General features: G+C 69.0%; 14 protein-coding genes. 2 read left to right on the forward strand and 12 right to left on the reverse strand.

Annotated elements, in window-relative coordinates:
- Positions 1 to 124: 124 nt before the first annotated feature.
- The 4 genes from IRZ30_RS08925 to IRZ30_RS08940 form a co-directional block, all read right to left on the reverse strand.
- Entirely contained in the window at positions 125 to 304 is a 180-nt protein-coding gene (locus IRZ30_RS08925; RefSeq protein ID WP_294084613.1) for a hypothetical protein, read from the reverse strand.
- A 223-nt stretch (positions 305 to 527) separates the two neighbouring features.
- Complete coding sequence (locus tag IRZ30_RS08930) at positions 528 to 1,301, reverse strand: DUF2182 domain-containing protein (RefSeq protein ID WP_294084614.1); 774 nt, start codon at positions 1,299 to 1,301, stop codon at positions 528 to 530.
- Positions 1,302 to 1,495: 194 nt separating this feature from the next.
- Positions 1,496 to 2,272 carry a phosphatase PAP2 family protein gene (locus IRZ30_RS08935; protein WP_294084616.1) on the reverse strand — a complete coding sequence of 259 codons (777 nt, stop codon included), beginning with the start codon at positions 2,270 to 2,272 and terminating at the stop codon, positions 1,496 to 1,498.
- A gap of 117 nt (positions 2,273 to 2,389) precedes the next feature.
- A complete protein-coding gene (locus IRZ30_RS08940; protein WP_294084617.1) occupies positions 2,390 to 3,187 on the reverse strand; it encodes an MqnA/MqnD/SBP family protein in 798 nt (265 codons plus the stop codon).
- Positions 3,188 to 3,759: 572 nt separating this feature from the next.
- Between IRZ30_RS08940 and IRZ30_RS08945 the strand changes: the two genes are divergently transcribed.
- Positions 3,760 to 5,727, forward strand: coding sequence for a hypothetical protein (locus tag IRZ30_RS08945; protein ID WP_294084618.1), 1,968 nt, complete (start codon positions 3,760 to 3,762; stop codon positions 5,725 to 5,727).
- Positions 5,728 to 5,987: 260 nt separating this feature from the next.
- Here the strand turns inward: IRZ30_RS08945 and recG are convergent, their stop codons facing one another.
- The 4 genes from recG to IRZ30_RS08965 are packed head-to-tail and all read right to left on the reverse strand — an operon-like array spanning position 5,988 to position 11,977.
- Positions 5,988 to 8,459: an ATP-dependent DNA helicase RecG gene (recG, locus tag IRZ30_RS08950; RefSeq protein WP_294084620.1), complete on the reverse strand. Its 2,472-nt coding sequence runs from the start codon at positions 8,457 to 8,459 to the stop codon at positions 5,988 to 5,990.
- A 32-nt stretch (positions 8,460 to 8,491) separates the two neighbouring features.
- The gene (locus tag IRZ30_RS08955) at positions 8,492 to 9,370 is read right to left on the reverse strand and encodes a DegV family protein (protein WP_294084621.1); all 879 of its coding nucleotides are present in this window, start codon (positions 9,368 to 9,370) and stop codon (positions 8,492 to 8,494) included.
- Entirely contained in the window at positions 9,367 to 10,236 is an 870-nt protein-coding gene (locus IRZ30_RS08960) for a DegV family protein (RefSeq protein ID WP_294084622.1), read from the reverse strand. The genes IRZ30_RS08955 and IRZ30_RS08960 overlap by 4 nt, the downstream gene beginning before the upstream one ends.
- 13 nt (positions 10,237 to 10,249) lie before the next feature.
- On the reverse strand, positions 10,250 to 11,977 hold the full coding sequence (locus IRZ30_RS08965) for a DAK2 domain-containing protein (protein ID WP_294084623.1): 1,728 nt from the start codon (positions 11,975 to 11,977) through the stop codon (positions 10,250 to 10,252).
- A 248-nt stretch (positions 11,978 to 12,225) separates the two neighbouring features.
- On the opposite strand from IRZ30_RS08965, the gene rpmB reads away from it, so the two are divergent.
- Positions 12,226 to 12,420 (forward strand): 50S ribosomal protein L28, encoded by a 195-nt coding sequence (rpmB, locus tag IRZ30_RS08970; protein ID WP_083776083.1) that lies wholly within the window; start codon positions 12,226 to 12,228, stop codon positions 12,418 to 12,420.
- Positions 12,421 to 13,205: 785 nt separating this feature from the next.
- Here rpmB and prmC read toward each other — a convergent pair.
- The 4 genes from prmC to thpR all read right to left on the reverse strand — a co-directional run bounded on the left by prmC (position 13,206) and on the right by thpR (position 16,461).
- Positions 13,206 to 14,066, reverse strand: a complete 861-nt coding sequence (prmC, locus tag IRZ30_RS08975) for a peptide chain release factor N(5)-glutamine methyltransferase (protein WP_294084628.1) — start codon at positions 14,064 to 14,066, stop codon at positions 13,206 to 13,208.
- A 139-nt stretch (positions 14,067 to 14,205) separates the two neighbouring features.
- Positions 14,206 to 15,282, reverse strand: coding sequence for a peptide chain release factor 1 (gene prfA / locus IRZ30_RS08980; RefSeq protein WP_366945334.1), 1,077 nt, complete (start codon positions 15,280 to 15,282; stop codon positions 14,206 to 14,208).
- Between the two features lie 70 nt (positions 15,283 to 15,352).
- The gene (locus IRZ30_RS08985; protein ID WP_294084630.1) at positions 15,353 to 15,880 is read right to left on the reverse strand and encodes a TIGR00725 family protein; all 528 of its coding nucleotides are present in this window, start codon (positions 15,878 to 15,880) and stop codon (positions 15,353 to 15,355) included.
- The gene (gene thpR / locus IRZ30_RS08990; protein WP_294084632.1) at positions 15,877 to 16,461 is read right to left on the reverse strand and encodes an RNA 2',3'-cyclic phosphodiesterase; all 585 of its coding nucleotides are present in this window, start codon (positions 16,459 to 16,461) and stop codon (positions 15,877 to 15,879) included. Before thpR ends, IRZ30_RS08985 begins: the two co-directional genes overlap by 4 nt.
- Between the last annotated feature and the right edge of the window lie 342 nt (positions 16,462 to 16,803).

Here is a 16,803-nt window from a genome sequence, read left to right on the forward strand (position 1 = left end):
TTCGCGGGGGGGGGGGGGGGGGGGCCTCGCGGCGGGGGCGGGCCGTGTTGAGCGGACCGGCCCCGGTACTGCCCGCGCGTGTGCGCGGGGGGAGATGGCGATTGAGAACTGGGTCGCTCGGTGACTAGAAGATCACCGCGCGATCCAGGACGCGGCGCACCGGCTCGAAGTCGCGCCGCGCCTCCGCAGCGCTCGGCGCGCCGTCCTGCCTGGTCAGCAGGATCGAGCCGTAGTAGCTCTCGAACCCCTCATCGCGCCCACCGCGCGGAGCCAGGATCTGAACCAGACGGGTCAAGCGAGACATTGTTGATCACCTCCGTGGTACGAGGGGCGGCGAACTCGGTGCCGTCCACTGATATTAGTCTATCACCATATGGTGATATAAGCAATAGGTGGTCGGCGCCAGGGGTCCGGGTTGCCCCCTGTCCAAGCGGACATGTCCGTCCCTGTCCGGCTGGGTGGAGGTTGCGGTCGCGCGGTGACACCTGTCGAGCGCGCGGGTCTTCGCGCGAGAATGTGGGAACGGGTTAGGGCAGGAACAGGAGTCCCGAGGCGGGGCGGAGCAGGACCAGGAGTCCCAAGGCGAGGAGGGTGATCCCGACCACCGGCACGAGGCGCCGGCCCCAGCGGGTTGTCTTCTCCGCAACCATGATGGCGGTCAGGCCAATCATCCAGACGATGTTCCCGACCCCGAGGGCGAACATCACCAGCATCAGCGCCCAGCAGCACCCGAGGCAGGCGAGCCCGTGCTTGATGCCGAGCGTCCAGGCCGGGCCGAGGCCGCGCTGGTAGTGCTGCCGCAGGAACGAGAGCGGGGTGCGGCATTCGTGCAGGCAGTTCTCCTTCAGCGAGCTGAACTGGAACGCCCCGGCGAGGAGGAGGACGGAGCCGGCGATGAGCCAGGGCCGCGCGGCGAGCCAGCCCCAGCGGTCGACGAGCCAGTGCAGCCCGGCGTCGGCGGTGAGGGCGACGGCGGCGAAGCCGGTCCAGACGGCGAAGTAAGCCGCGAGGAAGACGCCCAGCACCAGGCCCGGGTGCGCCTGTCCCCGGCTGGCCCGGGCGAAGAGCCGCATCATCGGGAAGCTGGAGGGGAGCATCATTGCCCCGGTCATCAATTGCCAGGCAGCGAGGAAGGCGAGCAGGGTTAGCCAGAAGGGCGCGGTGCCGCCTTCGAGCAGCGCGTCGTGCGACAGCAGCCGGTCGCGGCCGGTGAGCACGGCACCCAGGAAGATGAGCCACGCCAGCACGGCGAGCGCTTCGGCGACGAAGGCGGGACGGGCGACGGTGGCGCGTAGCTGCATGCGAGAAACCCGCCGGTGGAGCGGAACAGAAGCGATGGTCGTTCACGCAGCATAGCGAGCGGCACCCCGGTCGTCTACCGTAGTTGTCAGAATCGTCAGGAACGGGTGGCCGCCGGGACCGGGGCCACCTCCTACGCCGCGATGGGAGTAGTGGTGGCGCGCCCGCGCGCAGGAGGGGTGAAGGAAACGCGGTCTCACCAGCCGTCCAGCGTGATGCCGGTCCAGGGGAGGTAACTGGGGCGGCGGAGCCGGGTGCTAAGGCGCGGGACGAGCACGTACGCGGCGAGGGTCAGCAGCGACCCGGCGATCCCGTCGACGATGTAGTGGTTGCCCGTGCCGACTACGACGATGTTGACCAGCACCCAGTAACCGAGCGCCGCCCAGCGCAGCCGACTGCGGCTGAGCCGGATCACCCCGAGGGCCACGAAGAGGGCGAAGGCGACGTGCATGCTCGGCATCGCCGCGAAGGGGTTGTAGAGGAGCGTGTCGGCGTTTGCGTCGAAGTTCGTGCTGGAAAAGCGCTTGACAGTGTCGACGAAGCCGAGGTCCGGGAAGTAGCGCGGCGGCGCGAGCGGGAAGAGCCAGTACACCGGGATGGCGACGGCCAGCAGCGTCAGGTAGATGTTGCGCGTCTCGACGAAGCGGTGGGGGCGCAGGCAGAGGATGCCCAGGCCGAAGAGCAGCGTCGCCGGGAGGTGCACGTAGACGTAGATCCAGTTGAAGATATCGATCAGGCGGGGATGTTCCAGCACCCAGGCCTGGAGGTGCGCTTCTTGGAAGAGCCCGACCGCCCGCTCGACGGCGATGACCAGCTCGGCGTTTGCGGTCGCCGCTTCGCGCGTGCCCATGGCGAGGCCGCGCAGCACCTCGTGGACCCAGAAGAGCGCGACCACCAGGGCGACCTCGCACACGCCGAAGCCGACCCACTGGAGCAGGCGCTGCCGCCGCTTCGCCGGCAGGCTCCATTGCATCGTGCAGGCACCTCCTCGTTCGCCATCCGGGGCGGACCACCCGCCCCGCGCGTCCGGACGGACCTTCCGCCAGTCCTGTGCCCGGCGTCGACTTCCGCTTGAAGATTGTGGCGAACGTCAGGCCCGCTCGCGAGCGCTGAAGACGACCGGCTCCTCAACGGCCGGGAGTTGCATCGCGCGAGCGGTGCGGCGAACCAGGTCGAGCCAGGCCTTGCGCACCGTCTTGCTGGCGGTGAAGGTCTGGTCGTTCTGGAAGGCGACCAGCCGCTCGCGGTCCAGCCCGAGATCCTCGGCCAGATTGCGACGGAGCTCGCGCCGCCGTTCGTTGGTGAGGGAGAGGAGGTGCTGGAGCTGGTCCACCACGCCGCGTACGGCGTCCGGCTCACGCTCCACGAGCTCCCGAGGCGCCATGAGCAGGTGGGTCGGCAAGGGGAAGCCGCTCAGGATGAACCAGGCTCGCACGAGATCACCGATGTGCCCGCTGTCGGAGGGCCGGAAGGCCGCGGCGCCCTCGCGCACCGCGGCATCGCGCTCGTCGGTGGTGCGATCCCAGCCGGTGACCTGGAAGCCGTAGAAGTGGGTGAGGGTGGCACGGGCGACCGCCTCGGCGGTGCGGCTGACGTCGTCGAGCGCGACCACCGCATGGTCGATCTCATCGGGCCGGCCGGGTGTCCAGACGATGATCGGGCCGTTGTGGTGGGAGACGAGCGCCACGTCAGTGACCACGGCGTAGCGGTCGGCCAGATACACGGCGTCGATGCTGCCCAGGAGCGCACAGGCGCCTCGCTCGGCGACCAGCTCGGCGGTCAGGCCGGGCACCAACTCGATGCCCTCCGACGGTTCGACCCAACCGCGCTCGATGGGGTAGGTGATGGCCGCGGTCGTCAGGCTATGGTCGATCAGACAGAGTCCCACGATGTCCGTATCCTCCGTTGTGCTGCATGCCGCAGGCGACCGGGCGCGCCGCGGTTCGATGCAAGGGGTATACCAGAGTTCGGCCCCCTCGCTCATGCCCAGCTCGTAATGTCCACTGCCCTAAGCTATTGACTTAATGCAATGCCTCCGCTAGTATGTTCCAAGATTCTCACGAAAACCGTTCTGGTGGCGCGATCAGCGACGGTACGACGGTACGCTTTCATTAGTCAGTTCAAGTATCGCGGCGTTGTCACAGGGTCGGGAAGGATCCCGATATCGTGCCGCGGCGTGGATGAATCGAAGGGGTTGGTCCCGCGCGATCGTATCTCCGCTCGCATTCCAGACCGCGCTGCAATCGCATCAGCGAGGTCTCCCCGCGTGCCAGGAGAGCGCCCGAGCGGTGTCTAACAGCTTTCCGATTCCGTCCGCTGCACCGTCGAGGGCGACTCCGCCCCGCTAACGATACCCCGTCTCGAGCGCCGGCATCGTGCCGGCTCCCGGCTGTTGGTTGACCACACGTGCGCCTTGATGAGAGGCGCCAGGCGTTCGTGCGAGCACTGTGGAGGGCGACGATGACCGCGCGATCGACGGAGACATCCCGTGCCGGCTCAATCGGCCGCGGCGAGACCCCCGAGAAGCACCCCAACGACCCGAAGGACAAGGACCCGAAGGATCCGAAGGAGAGTGCCGGCCGGCGCGACTGCTGCGACATCGATATCCGGATCGACAGCGCCAGGGATGTGCACATCTACAACTGCTCGTGCTCGGTGCCGGGCGGAGGCGGCCCGGACATGCCGCCGGAGGGCCAGCCGTGCTATCCGCCGGTGGGCGCCTGCCTCCCGGTGGTGCCCGGTGCGAAGCACAAGCTCGATCGCGATTACAAGCTTTCTCGCCTGGCGGAGCGGGTGCGGGTGCCGAGCGCATTGGCGGCCGGGACCGTCCATCTGATGCGCCGGTTTCTCCTCGGGAAGACCCCGGCCAACCCGCTGGAAGCCGCGGCGTTCGCCACGCTCGGCCAGATGTCGCGCGACATCCTCTCCTGCTCGGTCGCGGCCTTCGACGCCGTGCCGCTGCGCCAGCGCACCCGCCTGTTTGCGCCGTCGCTCGACCTGGACCCGGATCAGCCGCTCGACGAGGCGACGTTGACGGCCGCGCTGGCTGAGGAGATCAAGCAGCGGATCGGGATCCAGGTCTACGACGATCCGAAGGCTGCTGACGACGAACGGCCCGGACGCATCCGCATCTACGAGCCGCAGGGGGAGGACTTCTTCTCCCAGGTGCGCATCTGCGCCATCAACGACCTGCGCACGGCCAACTTCTATCCGCCGCTCAACGCGGGCGACTACCAGCCCGGCGAGGTTCAGCAGGAGTGTGAGCCGAAGATCGTCGATGGCCAGCCGCAGGTCGTGTGTCAGGTGCAGACCACCAACTGTCCGGGCCACACGCTTCCAGGTGGCGCCTGCGCCCGGGTGGTGGATGTCGCGCTGGGCGATAGCGTCGTGCTGCGCGGGGTGAACTTCTTCAGCGTCGATGCCAAGGTCCGGCTCGCCGACCCGCAGACGGGGACAACCGTGCGCGAGGTCGAGGCGCACGTCTGGGGTGATGTGGATACGCCCGTAACCGAGGTGGTCGACGGCCAGACCGTCCTGATCAACGACTGCCGCGTGCAGGACCGCCTCACGTTCCAGGTGCCGAACGATCTCAGCCCAGGGATCTATACCATCCAGGTCGTCCTGCCGAATATCACCGGGATCGACGTCTTCGGCACGGAGCTTGTGTCCAACGTTGAGTTCATCAACGTGATCCCAGCGCCCACGTCGCGCTTCCAGGTCGTGATTGAGGCGATCTACGCGCGCAAGGAAACGTCGCCTGACTGGCTGGGGTCGGACGAGGTCGGGCTGCACACGATGGCGTTCCCGATGGACCTGATGTTCCAGCCGATTGAGCCGATGCAGGAGCAGGCGTTTCAGGACCTGCAGGGCGTCGAGTTCGACACGGGCACCGGCCGCGACGTCACGCGCATCGTGTTCCAGCACGATCAGCCCATCCTGGCGATGGTGCTGGCAGTACTGGGCCATGAGGTTGACAGCCAGCGCTATTACGATCAGATGCTGCGGAGCCAGGCGAAGTACTTCTGGGATCTCGTGAAGGAGCAGGCGGTCTATATCGGCGCGGCGATCGCGGCGCTTGGAGGTATCAGCGCGCTCCTGAAGCTCGGGACAATCGGCCTGATTGCCGCCGGGATCGCGCTCCTTATCACCATCGGCGTCGATGTGATCATCGCCCTCTGGGCGCCGGCCGATCTCATCATCCAGGACAGCATCGGCCTGTCGATCACGGACCTGGCGCGGCTGACCAGTGCCAACGCGCCGCCGCCCGGCTCATCGACCTATACGACCGAGGACGACATCGTCGTCAACGTGAACACGTCGATCCCACCGGTGAAGCGACCGCTCGAGTATGTGGAGGTCCGTGAGTACGTCAGCGACGCCCAGGACAGCCGGTATGAGCTCCGGTTCCGCTATAACCACGTCGCTTGACCGGGGACAGGCATGGGGTTTGACGAATTAGCCTGGTCTACCCGCCAGCAACCCGCTGCCGCGCGCGTGTCATCCTGAACGCAGCGAAGGATCTCTTCGGTGCGTGGCCGACCCGACGCGAGAGCCTTCGCTGCGCCGGGCGCGGCTGGCCGCTGCTCCCGGCTCCGCTCAGGATGACAGCCACCGGGCGACGGGGTTGGTTCCGGCGGATCACGCTCATTCGTCAAACGCCATACTGGACGCTCACGCGGCCAGCGGCGCTAACTCAGATCGCCCGCGCCGGGGATCCAGAAGCGGTCGACCCGCTCGCGCAGCGGCCGGTGGACCGGCTGGGAGAGCGTCGGGTCCGCGGACAGGATGCGGTGGGCCTCCTCCCGCGCGCTCTGCAATGTCCCGAGGTCGCCCAGGGAGGCGAAGCGGAGGTCGGGCAACCCGCTCTGCCGGGTGCCGAAGAACTCGCCGGGGCCGCGGATCTCCAGGTCGATCTCGGCGAGGCGGAAGCCGTCCTGCGTCTCGACCAATGCGTTGAGCCGCCGCTGGCCCTCCTCGCTCACGTCGTCGGCGACCAGGATGCAGACCGAGCGGGCTGCACCGCGCCCCACACGGCCGCGGAACTGGTGGAGCTGCGCCAACCCGAAGCGGTCGGCGCCTTCGATGAGCATGACCGTCGCATTCGGCACGTCGATCCCCACCTCGACGACCGAGGTGGAGACGAGGATGTCGATCTCGTGGTCGCGGAACGCGGTCATGATGGCGTCCTTCTCGGCCGGTCGCATTCGGCCGTGGAGCAGGCCGAGGCGCAGGTCCGGAAAGACCTCGGTCGAGAGGCGCTCGTACTCGGCGGTCGCGGCGCGGGCGTCGATCGCCTCCGATTCCTCGACCAGCGGGTAGATGATGAACGCCTGCCTCCCGGCCTCGACCTCCTTGCGGATGAAGCGGTAGGCGTCAGGGCGGCGGTCACCCTCGATCCAGTGGGTCGCGATCTTCTGACGGCCGGGCGGCAACTCGTCGATGATCGACACATCGAGGTCGCCGTGCAGGACGAGCGCCAGGCTGCGCGGGATCGGGGTGGCGGTCATGACCAGCACGTCCGGGTTGTAGCCCTTCGCGCGCAGCCGGGCACGCTGGACGACGCCGAAGCGGTGCTGTTCGTCGATCACCGCCAGCCCCAGGCGGGCAAACCCCACCCGCTCTTCCAGAATGGCGTGCGTGCCGATCAGGATGTCGATCGTGCCGTCGCGCAGCCCGACGTCGATCGCCTCCCGCTCGCCGGCGGGGGTGCTGCCGGTCAGCAGGGCGAGCCGCGGGCGGCGCTCCTCGGGCAGCACGTCGTAGAGCGAGGAGAAGTTGCGGGCGTGCTGCTCGGCCAGGATCTCCGTCGGCGCCAGGATGGCCGCCTGGAACCCGTCGGCGACGGCGACCAACGCGGCGGCAGCGGCGACGACGGTCTTGCCCGAGCCGACGTCGCCCTGGAGCAGACGGCTGGCCGGGCGCGGGGAGGCCATGTCGGCCAGAATCTCACCCAGGGCGCGCGACTGCGCGGCGGTCAGGGTAAAGGGCAGCCGATCCTCGAAGGTGGCGAGCAACTCCTCGTCGATGCGGAAGGCGTGCCCGGTCTGCGCCTGCCACTCCACCTTGCGCTGCACCAGGCCGATCTGGAGCACCAGGAACTCATCGAAGGCGAGGCGACGGCGGGCTGCCCGCTCGTCCGCCTCGGAGTCGGGGTAGTGGACCGCCTCCAGCGCCTGGGCCAGCGGCAGCAGCCCGTGCCGTCGGCGGATCTCCTCCGGCAACGGGTCGACGATGAGGTGCGCGGCCGCGTCGAGCGCCATCCGGGTCAAGGTGCGCACCTGCTTCTGGTACAGCCCACGTGTCAGCGGATAGATCGGCACCAGCCGGCCGGTGTGGAGCATCTCCGCGTCCAGCAGCTCCCACTCCGGGTTGCGGAGGACGAGCGTGCCTCGTTGGCGCTCGATCCGGCCGCTGACGGCGATCGGCAGGCCGGGGTGCAACTGGCGCGCCAGGTACGGGTTGAACCAGATGGCCTGGACGCTCCCGGTGTCGTCGGCGATCTCGGCGACGACCATCGTCTTGCCGGTGCGCGTGCGCTGCTGGTCGACCGAGACGACCGTTCCCTTGATGGTGCACTCACGATTGAAGAAGAGGCTCGAGCCGATGGGTTCGATCCGGGAGTAGTCCTTGTGGCGGCGGGGGATCAGGTACAGCAGATCCTCGACGGTGCGGACCCCGAGCGCCTCCAACTGCCTGGCGCGTTGCTCCCCGACTCCGGGCAAGGTGGTCACCGGGTCGGTCAGCGCGCTGACCCGGGCCTGTCGCGCGAGTCGCCGGGGCGCGGCGGCGCGTGGCGGCACGCGGGCGCGCTCGACCCGCGGTGCCTGGACATCCCTGGGGGCGGTCGGCGCGGGCACGGTCGGTCGTGGCGGTCGTCCTGCGGCGCGCTGGAGCAGGCGACCGGCCTGGGCCACGCGCTCGCGGCGCTCGTCGATCGAGAGCTGGTCGTAGCCGCGGAAGAGACGGGCCAGCGCCGCCAGCGTCTCGGCCGCGTGGCCGTCGTCGCTGCCCGGCCGGTGGGTGCGCGCCTGCACCGCAACGAAGTTGGCCAGCCCGCCTGCGACGGCGGTGTCCTGGTACCCCTTGCGGTCTTCAAGCGCCAGGATCTTGCGGAGGAGCCCCAGCGGGTCGCCAGGGCCGCGCGTCGTTCCCCTGCTCATGCGGGAAGTGAACGCCGCCGTTCGGCCGGCTGTCAAGCCGGGGCGCCGCCCTCCGCCGCGTGCGCCCGCACCAATCCGCCCACACCGACCAACCCTGGCCCGCCGTAGGTGCCGACCACCGTGCCGATCTGGCCGGTGATCACGTTGATGTCCGGCTGGGCTTCGCGCAGGCGGGCAGCGACCGCCTCGGCCGCGTTCGGGTTGGCGAGATGGAACACCGCAGCGTGGTCCCAGGGGCACTGCTCCGTCACCAGCGCCACGAGCCGATCGAGCGCGCGGCGCATCGTGCGCACGCGCTCCAGCGGTTCCACCGTGCCCCGACGCACCTGCACGATCGGCTTGATCTGCAGCGCCGAGCCGAGCAGCAGCGCCGAGCGACCGATCCGCCCGCCCCGGTGGAGGTATTCGAGTGTCTCAAGGACGGCGTAGAGCCGCTGATCTCCTTTCCGGCGCTCGGCGTAGGCCGCGACTTCGTCCAACGACTTTCCGGCGGCCGCCAGGTCGGCCGCCTCCAGCACGATCCAGCCGAACGTCATCGAGACGGAGTGGCTATCGATCAGGCGGATGCGCTCGGGCGCGACGGCCTGAGCCGCGGCGCGAGCGGAGTTGTAGGTGCCGGAGAGGGCAGAAGAAATGTGGATGGAGACGATGTCGTAGCCGCGCTCGATCAGGTCCCGGTAGACCTCCTGGAAGGTTCCGATCGACGGCTGCGAGGTGCGCGGCAGGTGCCCGTCGCGCAGGAGGGCGAGGAACTGGTCCCGGCTCAGATCGATCCCATCCCGGTAGCTCTGCCCGGCGATTTCGACGATGAGGGGGACGACGGTAAGCGGCCGGTCGCCGATCAGGTCGGGCGGAATGTCGGCGGTGCTGTCGGTGACGACGTAGACCGGGCGTGAGGGGGCGTCGCTCATGGCACCTCCTCGACTGACAGCGGCGCGTCGCCCTCGTAGACGATGACCCCGAGCGCGCCGGGGCCCACGTGCGCAGCCAGGACCGGTGATAACTCGGCGAAGATCATACGCTCACGCGGGCAGCGATCGGCCAGGGCGTCGGCCACGCGCTCAGCGCCGCTGCTGCCGCTCGTCGTAAGTATCGCCAGTTGGTCGATCCGAGGGAAGTCGCGGACGAGTTCGATCAGACCGGCGGTGGCCTTCCGCCGGGTGCGGGTGCGGGCGTGGGGGACGACGACGCCGTCCTCCAGCCGCAGGATCGGCTTGAGCTGCAGCACGGTGCCGACGATCTCGGCGGCGCGGCCGATCCGGCCGCCGCGACGCAGGTACTCCAGCGTGTCGACCAGGAAGACGGCGTGAATGGACTCCATGGCGCGCCGGGTGGCGCGGTCGATCGTCGCCAGATCGTAGCCGGCCTTCGCCAGCTTGGCGGCGCGCAGCACCGCGAAGCCCAGCCCCATCGAGGTGGAGCGGGAGTCGATCACCGAGATCGGCAGGCGCCCGTTGATCGTGTCGCGTGCCAGCAGCGCGCTCTGGTACGTCCCGCTGAGGCGGCTGGAGATGTGGATCGAGATGATGGCGTCGTACTCCTCCGCCAGGCGGTTGAACACCTCCTGGAACCGGCCGACGGAGGGCTGGGATGTGGTCGGGAAGGTGGAGGTCGCGGTCAGCCGTCGCATGAACTCAGCCGGGGTGATGGTGACGCGATCCTCGAACACTTCACCGTCGATGTGGACGGTGAGCGGTACGACGTGGATGTCGTACTCTTCGATCAGCTCGCGCGGAAGATCCGCGGTGCTATCAGTGACCACCGCGACTCGGGGCACAGTTCCTCCTTACCTACTCAAGGGCAATAATCAAGTCGTAATGGGGCTGGTCTCCGGCGGCGACCTCGATGGTCAGATTGGGGTAGGCATCCCCGATCGCCTCAGCGACGCGCCCGGCCAGGTCGGGGCTGGCGGGTTCCCCGACGAAGACGGTGAGCAGTTCGGCCTGGTCTGGGTCGGCCTCGGCCAGCACGGCGAGCACGACGTCAACCGGATCCTCCCCGCCCGCGCGCAGGCGGTCATCGAGGAGGCCGATGAACTGCCCCTGCTCGACGCGCACCCCGTCGATCTGGGCCGAGCGCGTGGCGCGGGTCAGCGCCAGGGAGCGGACCATGCCGAGCGCTTCGGTCATGGCGGCGACGTTCTCCTCCAGATCGGCGTCGAAGTTGAATGCGGTCAGGGCGCTGATGCCCTGTGGCACCGAGCGGGAGGGAACGACCCGGATGGTCCGGTCGGTGAGGCGTTCCACCTGGCGTGCTGTGGGGATGACGTTTCGGTCGTTTGGTAGCAGGATCACCTCTCGCTGGGGCAGCGCGGCGATGACGCGCAGGATCTCCTCGGTGCTGGGGTTGACGGTCGGCCCTCCGGGCACGACCGCGGTGGCGCCCATGCCGCGCAGCACCTCGGTGAGCCCCTCACCGCTCGCCACCGCCACCAGGGCGATGTCGGTCGTGGCGGCCGGGGATGACGCAACGGCTGTCGGGTGCGCGGCGTGCCGGTCTTCCAGGAGCGCGCGCGTCTGGGCGGTCATGTTGTCGATCCGCACCTGGTGCAGCTCACCGTAGCCGAGCGCGATCTCAAGGATGGTGCCGGGGTGCTCGCTGTGGACGTGGATCTTGAGCATCGTCTCGTCGCCCACCACGACCGCGGAGGTGCCCAGCTCGGTCATGCGGCGACGCACCTCCTCCACCGGCAGGTTGTCCCCCGTGAGCAGGAAGTTGGTGCAGTAGCCGAACTCCTCGGCGCCATGCATTTCATCGAGGTGATCGAGGAAGTCCATGGCCGCGGCGGGCGCGGTCGAGACGGGGATGGCTTCATCGGACGGGATCGAGAGCGTGGTTCCCTCGGCAAAGCGCTGGAGCCCGGCGAGGAGGATGGCCAGCCCCTGCCCCCCGGCATCGACGACACCGGCCTGGCGCAGGATGTCGAGCAGTTCCGGCGTCCGCCGCACGGTGTCCTCCGCGGTGTCGAGCGCGGCCGCGAGCACCGTGCTCAGCGCGCTGTCCTTAGCGGCGGCGATCTCGGCCGCCTCGGCCGCGGCGCGAATGACGGTCAGCATGGTCCCCTCGACCGGGTTGACGACGGCGCGGTAGGCGAGGTCGGCCGCGCGGCGCAGCCCAGCGGCGAAGACACGGCCGTCGAGCTCGGCGACCCCCTGGCAGCTCTCTGCGATGCCGGCGAGGATCTGGTAAAGGATGACGCCGGAATTGCCCCGCGCGCCCATCAGTGCGCCGTGCGCCGCCCCGGCCAGCACCTCGTCGGCCCGGGGTTGGCTGCCGTGGTTGAGCCGCCGCGCCTCGCGCACGGCCGCTTGAATGGTCAGGAACATGTTGGTGCCGGTGTCACCGTCCGGGACTGGGAAGACGTTGAGCGCGTTGACTGCGGCCACATGCGGCTCGAAGTGCGCGACGGCGGTTTCCAGCGCCCCGATCAGCGCCGCCCCTGACCACCGTCGTTCCCGATCAACTTCCTCCTCGCGAGCCGCGTGCTCCACGCCATGTGCTCCCTCCCGGGTCATCATCTTCCTCTCTCGCTCCTTCGCGATGATCGCTGACCGTTCCCGAGGCCACCATTGAACGGCCAGTCGACCGCCACCCAGCCAGCGCTTCCCAGTTTGCGCCATCCCCCTTGGCGCGGTACGGTGCTTGTCGCGGCAGATGGCTGTGTGCTATGCTCTCCGGTCGTGGGCGCACTCGACTCAGAACACCTGAGTGCTCGTCTCGGCGCCAATACTAATAGCTGAAACCATACCAGGTAAAGGGGGCCGACTTGGCCGGGAAGTGCGACATTTGCCATCGAACACCGGGTTTCGGCCATAATGTAAGCCATTCTAAGCGCCGGACCAATCGCATGTTCCGTCTGAATATTCAGCGCGCGACCATTTACCAGAATGGCCAGCCGCGCCGGGTGAACATCTGCACCCGCTGCCTGCGCACGCTGACCAAGCCGGCCCGGATGGCGTAACAGCCGCGACCATCTCAAACGTCGATTCCGCGCACCCACGGGAGACCGGGGTGCGCTCGTCGTGTTGCGAGTCGAGTAGTGCGTACTGCGTATCGCGTAGTGCGCGACTGCCGTGGCTCTTGCGGCGTCGGTGGCCCGTGCCTAAAGCGGACGGTGCGAGGGGTTACGCGTCGTGGTCTGGTCCGAAGGTCGGTGACGCGAAGGTTTCCGCGCGGTGGCCCGTGCCCGGGGATGGGTGATGTGACGGATCCCACGCCGTGGCAGGTGCCCGGGGCTCAAGCCCCGGGCTGACAAGGAAAAGCCGGCTGAAGCCGGCTGGGGTACCGCCGCGCACAATCCCTGATGGTGCGGTGTCCGCCCCTCGGCGTATGCCCGGGGCTAAAGCCGCCGGGCTGAAATTGGGTAAGCCCACTGAAGGGGCTCCGATGACCACGCGCGGGTGAACGCGATCCAGCCTCCCGCCGATCCCCGCGTCCCCAGCCCCTTCAGTGGGCTTCGCCTTGTAGCCCGGCGGCTTTAGCCCCGGGCACGGGCCAGGGTGCGGGATCCTTATGCCGCTCATCCCGGGCACAGGCCGGGCGGCGGGGTCCATCCTGCCGAGGCGCCGGCCCTGCTCCGCCCCAGCCGGCTTCAGCCGGCTTTCGTTGTCAGCCCGGGGCTTGAGCCCCGGGCACATGCTACGGCGCGGGATCCGTCACACCACCCGCCCCGGGCTCGCGCAGACCGCGTACGCCCACATGATTCGTCAAATTTCACGTGCCCCAGGCTCCGATCACGACGCGGGATCAGGTCGTCTCGATAATGAGGTAGCGATCGAGCCCGGCGAGGTCGGGGCGGATGGTGATGCGGGCAGTGGGGAAGTGTGCGCGGGCGGTGGCGAGGGCGATGGCGCGCTGGCTGGGGTCGATTTCGCAGCCGACGGCACCGCCCGGACGCAGGCGTGCCGCCACCTGGGGCAGGAGTTGCTCGTAGAGCCCGAACCCGGTCTCTCCGGCGTAGAGCGCCAACTCCGGCTCCCAGGCGATCCCGGCGTGGGCCTGATCGGGACGCAGGTAGGGGAGGTTGGCGAGCACCAGGTCGATGCCCGGACGGCACCAGGACAGAAGATCGCCCGCTACGAATTCGACCCGGCCCGGCGCGAGCCGGTCCCGGTTGGTGGCGGCGACGCGCAAGGCGTCGAGAGAGCGGTCGCTCCCGACCACGCGCAGGGTCGGGTTGTTCGCGTGGGCGGCGAGGCTGACGGCGATCGCGCCGCTGCCGGTCCCGACGTCGACCACCAGGCGATCCCCGCTCCGTTCGCGCAGCCAGGCGAGCGCCCACTCGACCAGGTACTCCGTTTCCGGCCGGGGGATGAGCACGCGCCGGTCGACCAGGAAGTCGAGCCCCATGAACTCCCGGTGGCCGGTGATGTAGGCCACCGGCTCCCCGGCGGCGCGCCGCGCGATCAGGTCGCGGTACCGCTCGACAGTGCCGGGCGGCGCGGGGTCCGGCAGCCGCGCGTAGAGCGTCGCGCGGTCGATGGAGAGCACGTGTCGCAGCAGCACCTCTGCGTCGAGCCGGGCCGTTTCGTCGCCCGCCTCTTCGAGCTGCTGGCGGCCGTCGCGGAGGACTTCGCGGAGGGTGGGAGGGTTAGGGACATGCGTCATGCGTCATACGTCATGCGTCATGCGTGTATCGTGTTGCGTATTCCGTACTGCGTACTGCGTAGGGCTCCCCTCTCCCCTGGTGGGAGAGGGGCTGGGAGTGAGGGGGACGCATGACCCATGACGCATCACGCCCCACGTCCTACGCCCCGTTCAGCCCGGCGGCCTTCAGGCGCTCGGCCTGGTCGGCGGCGCGCAGCTCGCGGATGAAGGTGTCGATCTCGCCGTTCAGGATCTCGGGCAGGTTGCCCAGGCTGAGCTTCAGCCGGTGGTCGGTGACGCGATCCTGCGGGAAGTTGTAGGTGCGGATCTTCTCCGCCCGCTCGCCGGTGCCGACCTGCGAGCGCCGCATGCCCGAGCGCTCCTCGTGCAGGCGCCGCTGTTCCATGTCGTACAGTCGCGCGCGGAGCACCGCCATCGCCTTCGCCCGGTTCTTGATCTGCGACTTCTCATCCTGGCAGGTCACCACCAGCCCGGTCGGCAGGTGGGTGATGCGCACCGCTGAGTCGGTGGTGTTCACGCTCTGGCCGCCGTGCCCGGTGGAGCGGAAGACATCGATACGCAGATCCTCTTCGTCGATCTGGATGTCGACCTCCTCCGCCTCCGGCAGCACCGCGACCGTGGCGGTGGAGGTGTGGATACGCCCGCCCGACTCGGTCACCGGGACGCGCTGCACCCGGTGGACGCCCGACTCGTACTTCAGCTCGCTGTATGCGCCGCGGCCGCGGACCTCGAAGATGATCTCCTTGAAGCCGCCGATACCGGTCTCGTTGGCCGACATCACGTCGATCTTCCAGCCGCGCTTCTCAGCGTACTGGGAGTACATGCGGAACAGGTCGGCGGCGAACAGCGCGGCCTCCTCGCCACCGGTGCCCGCCCGGATCTCGACGATGACGTTCTTCTCGTCGTTGGGATCCTTGGGCACCAGCAACATTCGGATCTCGTTGTCCAGCCGCTCCCGCTCTTCCCGGAGGCGCTTCAGCTCCTCCTCCGCCAGCTCCTCCAACTCAGGGTCGCCGCTGCGGAGCAGCGATTCTGCCTCCTCGATCTCCGCATCCACGCGCTTGCGCGTTCGGTAGGTGGTCACGACCTCTTCGAGGTCGGCCCGCTCTCGCCCGTACTCGGCGAGCTTCTCCGGGTTGGTCACGACCTCCGGGTCGGCGAGCAGCCGATCCAGTTCCTCGAAGCGCGCTTCCAGTTCTTCCAACTTGTTGGTCAGTATCGTCATCGTGTCTCCTCCGTCCGCCGCGATGGCTTCGTCGTTGTGTCGTGTGGGCGCGGTGGGGCGGCTAACCGTGGCTGGACGGAGGCTCCTCCAATCTTCGTGCTCGCACCGCGGACGTGTGCGCGATGGCGTCGAGTGCCAGCGCGACCGCCTGGGCGGGATCCTCGGCGCGGTGGTAGCGCCCCTCCCCACCGAAGCGTACCAGCCTCGCTGCGTCGAGGTCCCAGCTCCCGAGCCCGATGACGTGCTTGCCCATCTTCAATGCCAGCGCGATCTCGGAGAGGGTTCCGAAGCCGCCGCCGATCGCGATGACCGCCTCGCCCGAGGCGACGACCACGGCGTTGCGCGCGTTGCCCAGCCCGGTGCAGATCACGTGCTCGACCCACTCATTGGCCTCACGGCGGTCGGTGCCGGGCAAGATGCCGATCGTCGCGCCCCCGGCGCGTCGCGCGCCACGACAGGCGGCGGCCATGACTCCGCCCCGCCCGCCGCACACGAGCGCGTGCCCGGCGCGTGCGATCCGCTCACCGACCTCCTCGGCCCAGCGGATCTCCTCGTCGGTCGCCTCGTTCGGCCCGCAGACGGCGATCACCCGGCACCCCCCAGCGGGAACTCGTCGACGACGGTGTAGACCGCTCCGGTGCGCCGCAGCTCGCTGCGGAACAGCGTGACCCGGTCGACCGGGATCGGCAGCGGCGGCAACGCGCCGATCTCCGCCAACCGGCGCTCGACATCCCGTAGGCTCCCCAGATCCTCGGGCCGCACGCGTGCCAGCGTCAGGTGCGGGTGAAACGCGCGCTCCTCCGGGGGATACCCCTGCGCCGCGCTGGCCTGCTCGACGGACCGCTGCAGCGCGCCCAGCCGACGGACATCGCCGGCAACACCGAGCCACAGCACCCGTGGGCGCCGCGGGTTGGGGAAGGCCCCGGCCCCTGCCGCCTCGATCGTGAACGGCCGGGACGTGGCCACCGCCGGACGCAATGCCTCCCGCAGCGCCGGGATGTCATCGACCGGCACGTTGCCATAGAACTTCAGCGTGAGATGGGTTCCCTCGGGGTTGACCCACTTCGCCCGCCAGCCGGCGTCCTGGAGCCGATCACGGACGGCGGCGACGCGGTCGCGGACCTCGGGAGGGATCTCGATGGCGGCAAAAAGCCGCCAGACATCCTGCATGGCGGCATCCCCAACACCCGCGGATGGTCGCGGCATTTCGTTGCTAATTATAACCGATTTTTCCGCCCGACTCCACTCCGCTGGTGCGTACAACGGAGCGCAGGCGTCGCGCCGAGCCTCGCCCGGGCTGCGTGCGTAGCTCCCCGCTCCCAGCGTTGGGAACGGGGTCGGGAGTGAGGGCCATGCTCGCAGAGAGATCGGCGCGGCGAACCGCTCCTGGCGATGTCGCGCGCATGAGTTCCGGTGGCGCGGCGGACAACGCCCCATCTCCCGGAGGGCCGGGAGATGGGGCGAGTGGGGTGGTGCTGGCGGATCTACGGCGCGGGGGCTGGGGCGCCGGCG

It is taken from the genome of Sphaerobacter sp. (assembly GCF_019683595.1).
Lineage (GTDB): Bacteria > Chloroflexota > Chloroflexia > Thermomicrobiales > Thermomicrobiaceae > Sphaerobacter.

Bases quoted from the DNA above. Each gene is read 5' to 3' on its own strand.
- IRZ30_RS08925 (WP_294084613.1), bottom strand. From the start codon at position 304: ATGTCTCGCTTGACCCGTCTGGTTCAGATCCTGGCTCCGCGCGGTGGG.
- IRZ30_RS08930 (WP_294084614.1), bottom strand. From the start codon at position 1,301: ATGCAGCTACGCGCCACCGTCGCCCGTCCCGCCTTCGTCGCCGAAGCG.
- IRZ30_RS08935 (WP_294084616.1), bottom strand. From the start codon at position 2,272: ATGCAATGGAGCCTGCCGGCGAAGCGGCGGCAGCGCCTGCTCCAGTGG.
- IRZ30_RS08945 (WP_294084618.1), top strand. From the start codon at position 3,760: ATGACCGCGCGATCGACGGAGACATCCCGTGCCGGCTCAATCGGCCGC.
- recG (WP_294084620.1), bottom strand. From the start codon at position 8,459: ATGAGCAGGGGAACGACGCGCGGCCCTGGCGACCCGCTGGGGCTCCTC.
- IRZ30_RS08955 (WP_294084621.1), bottom strand. From the start codon at position 9,370: ATGAGCGACGCCCCCTCACGCCCGGTCTACGTCGTCACCGACAGCACC.
- IRZ30_RS08965 (WP_294084623.1), bottom strand. From the start codon at position 11,977: ATGATGACCCGGGAGGGAGCACATGGCGTGGAGCACGCGGCTCGCGAG.
- prmC (WP_294084628.1), bottom strand. From the start codon at position 14,066: ATGACGCATGTCCCTAACCCTCCCACCCTCCGCGAAGTCCTCCGCGAC.
- thpR (WP_294084632.1), bottom strand. From the start codon at position 16,461: ATGCAGGATGTCTGGCGGCTTTTTGCCGCCATCGAGATCCCTCCCGAG.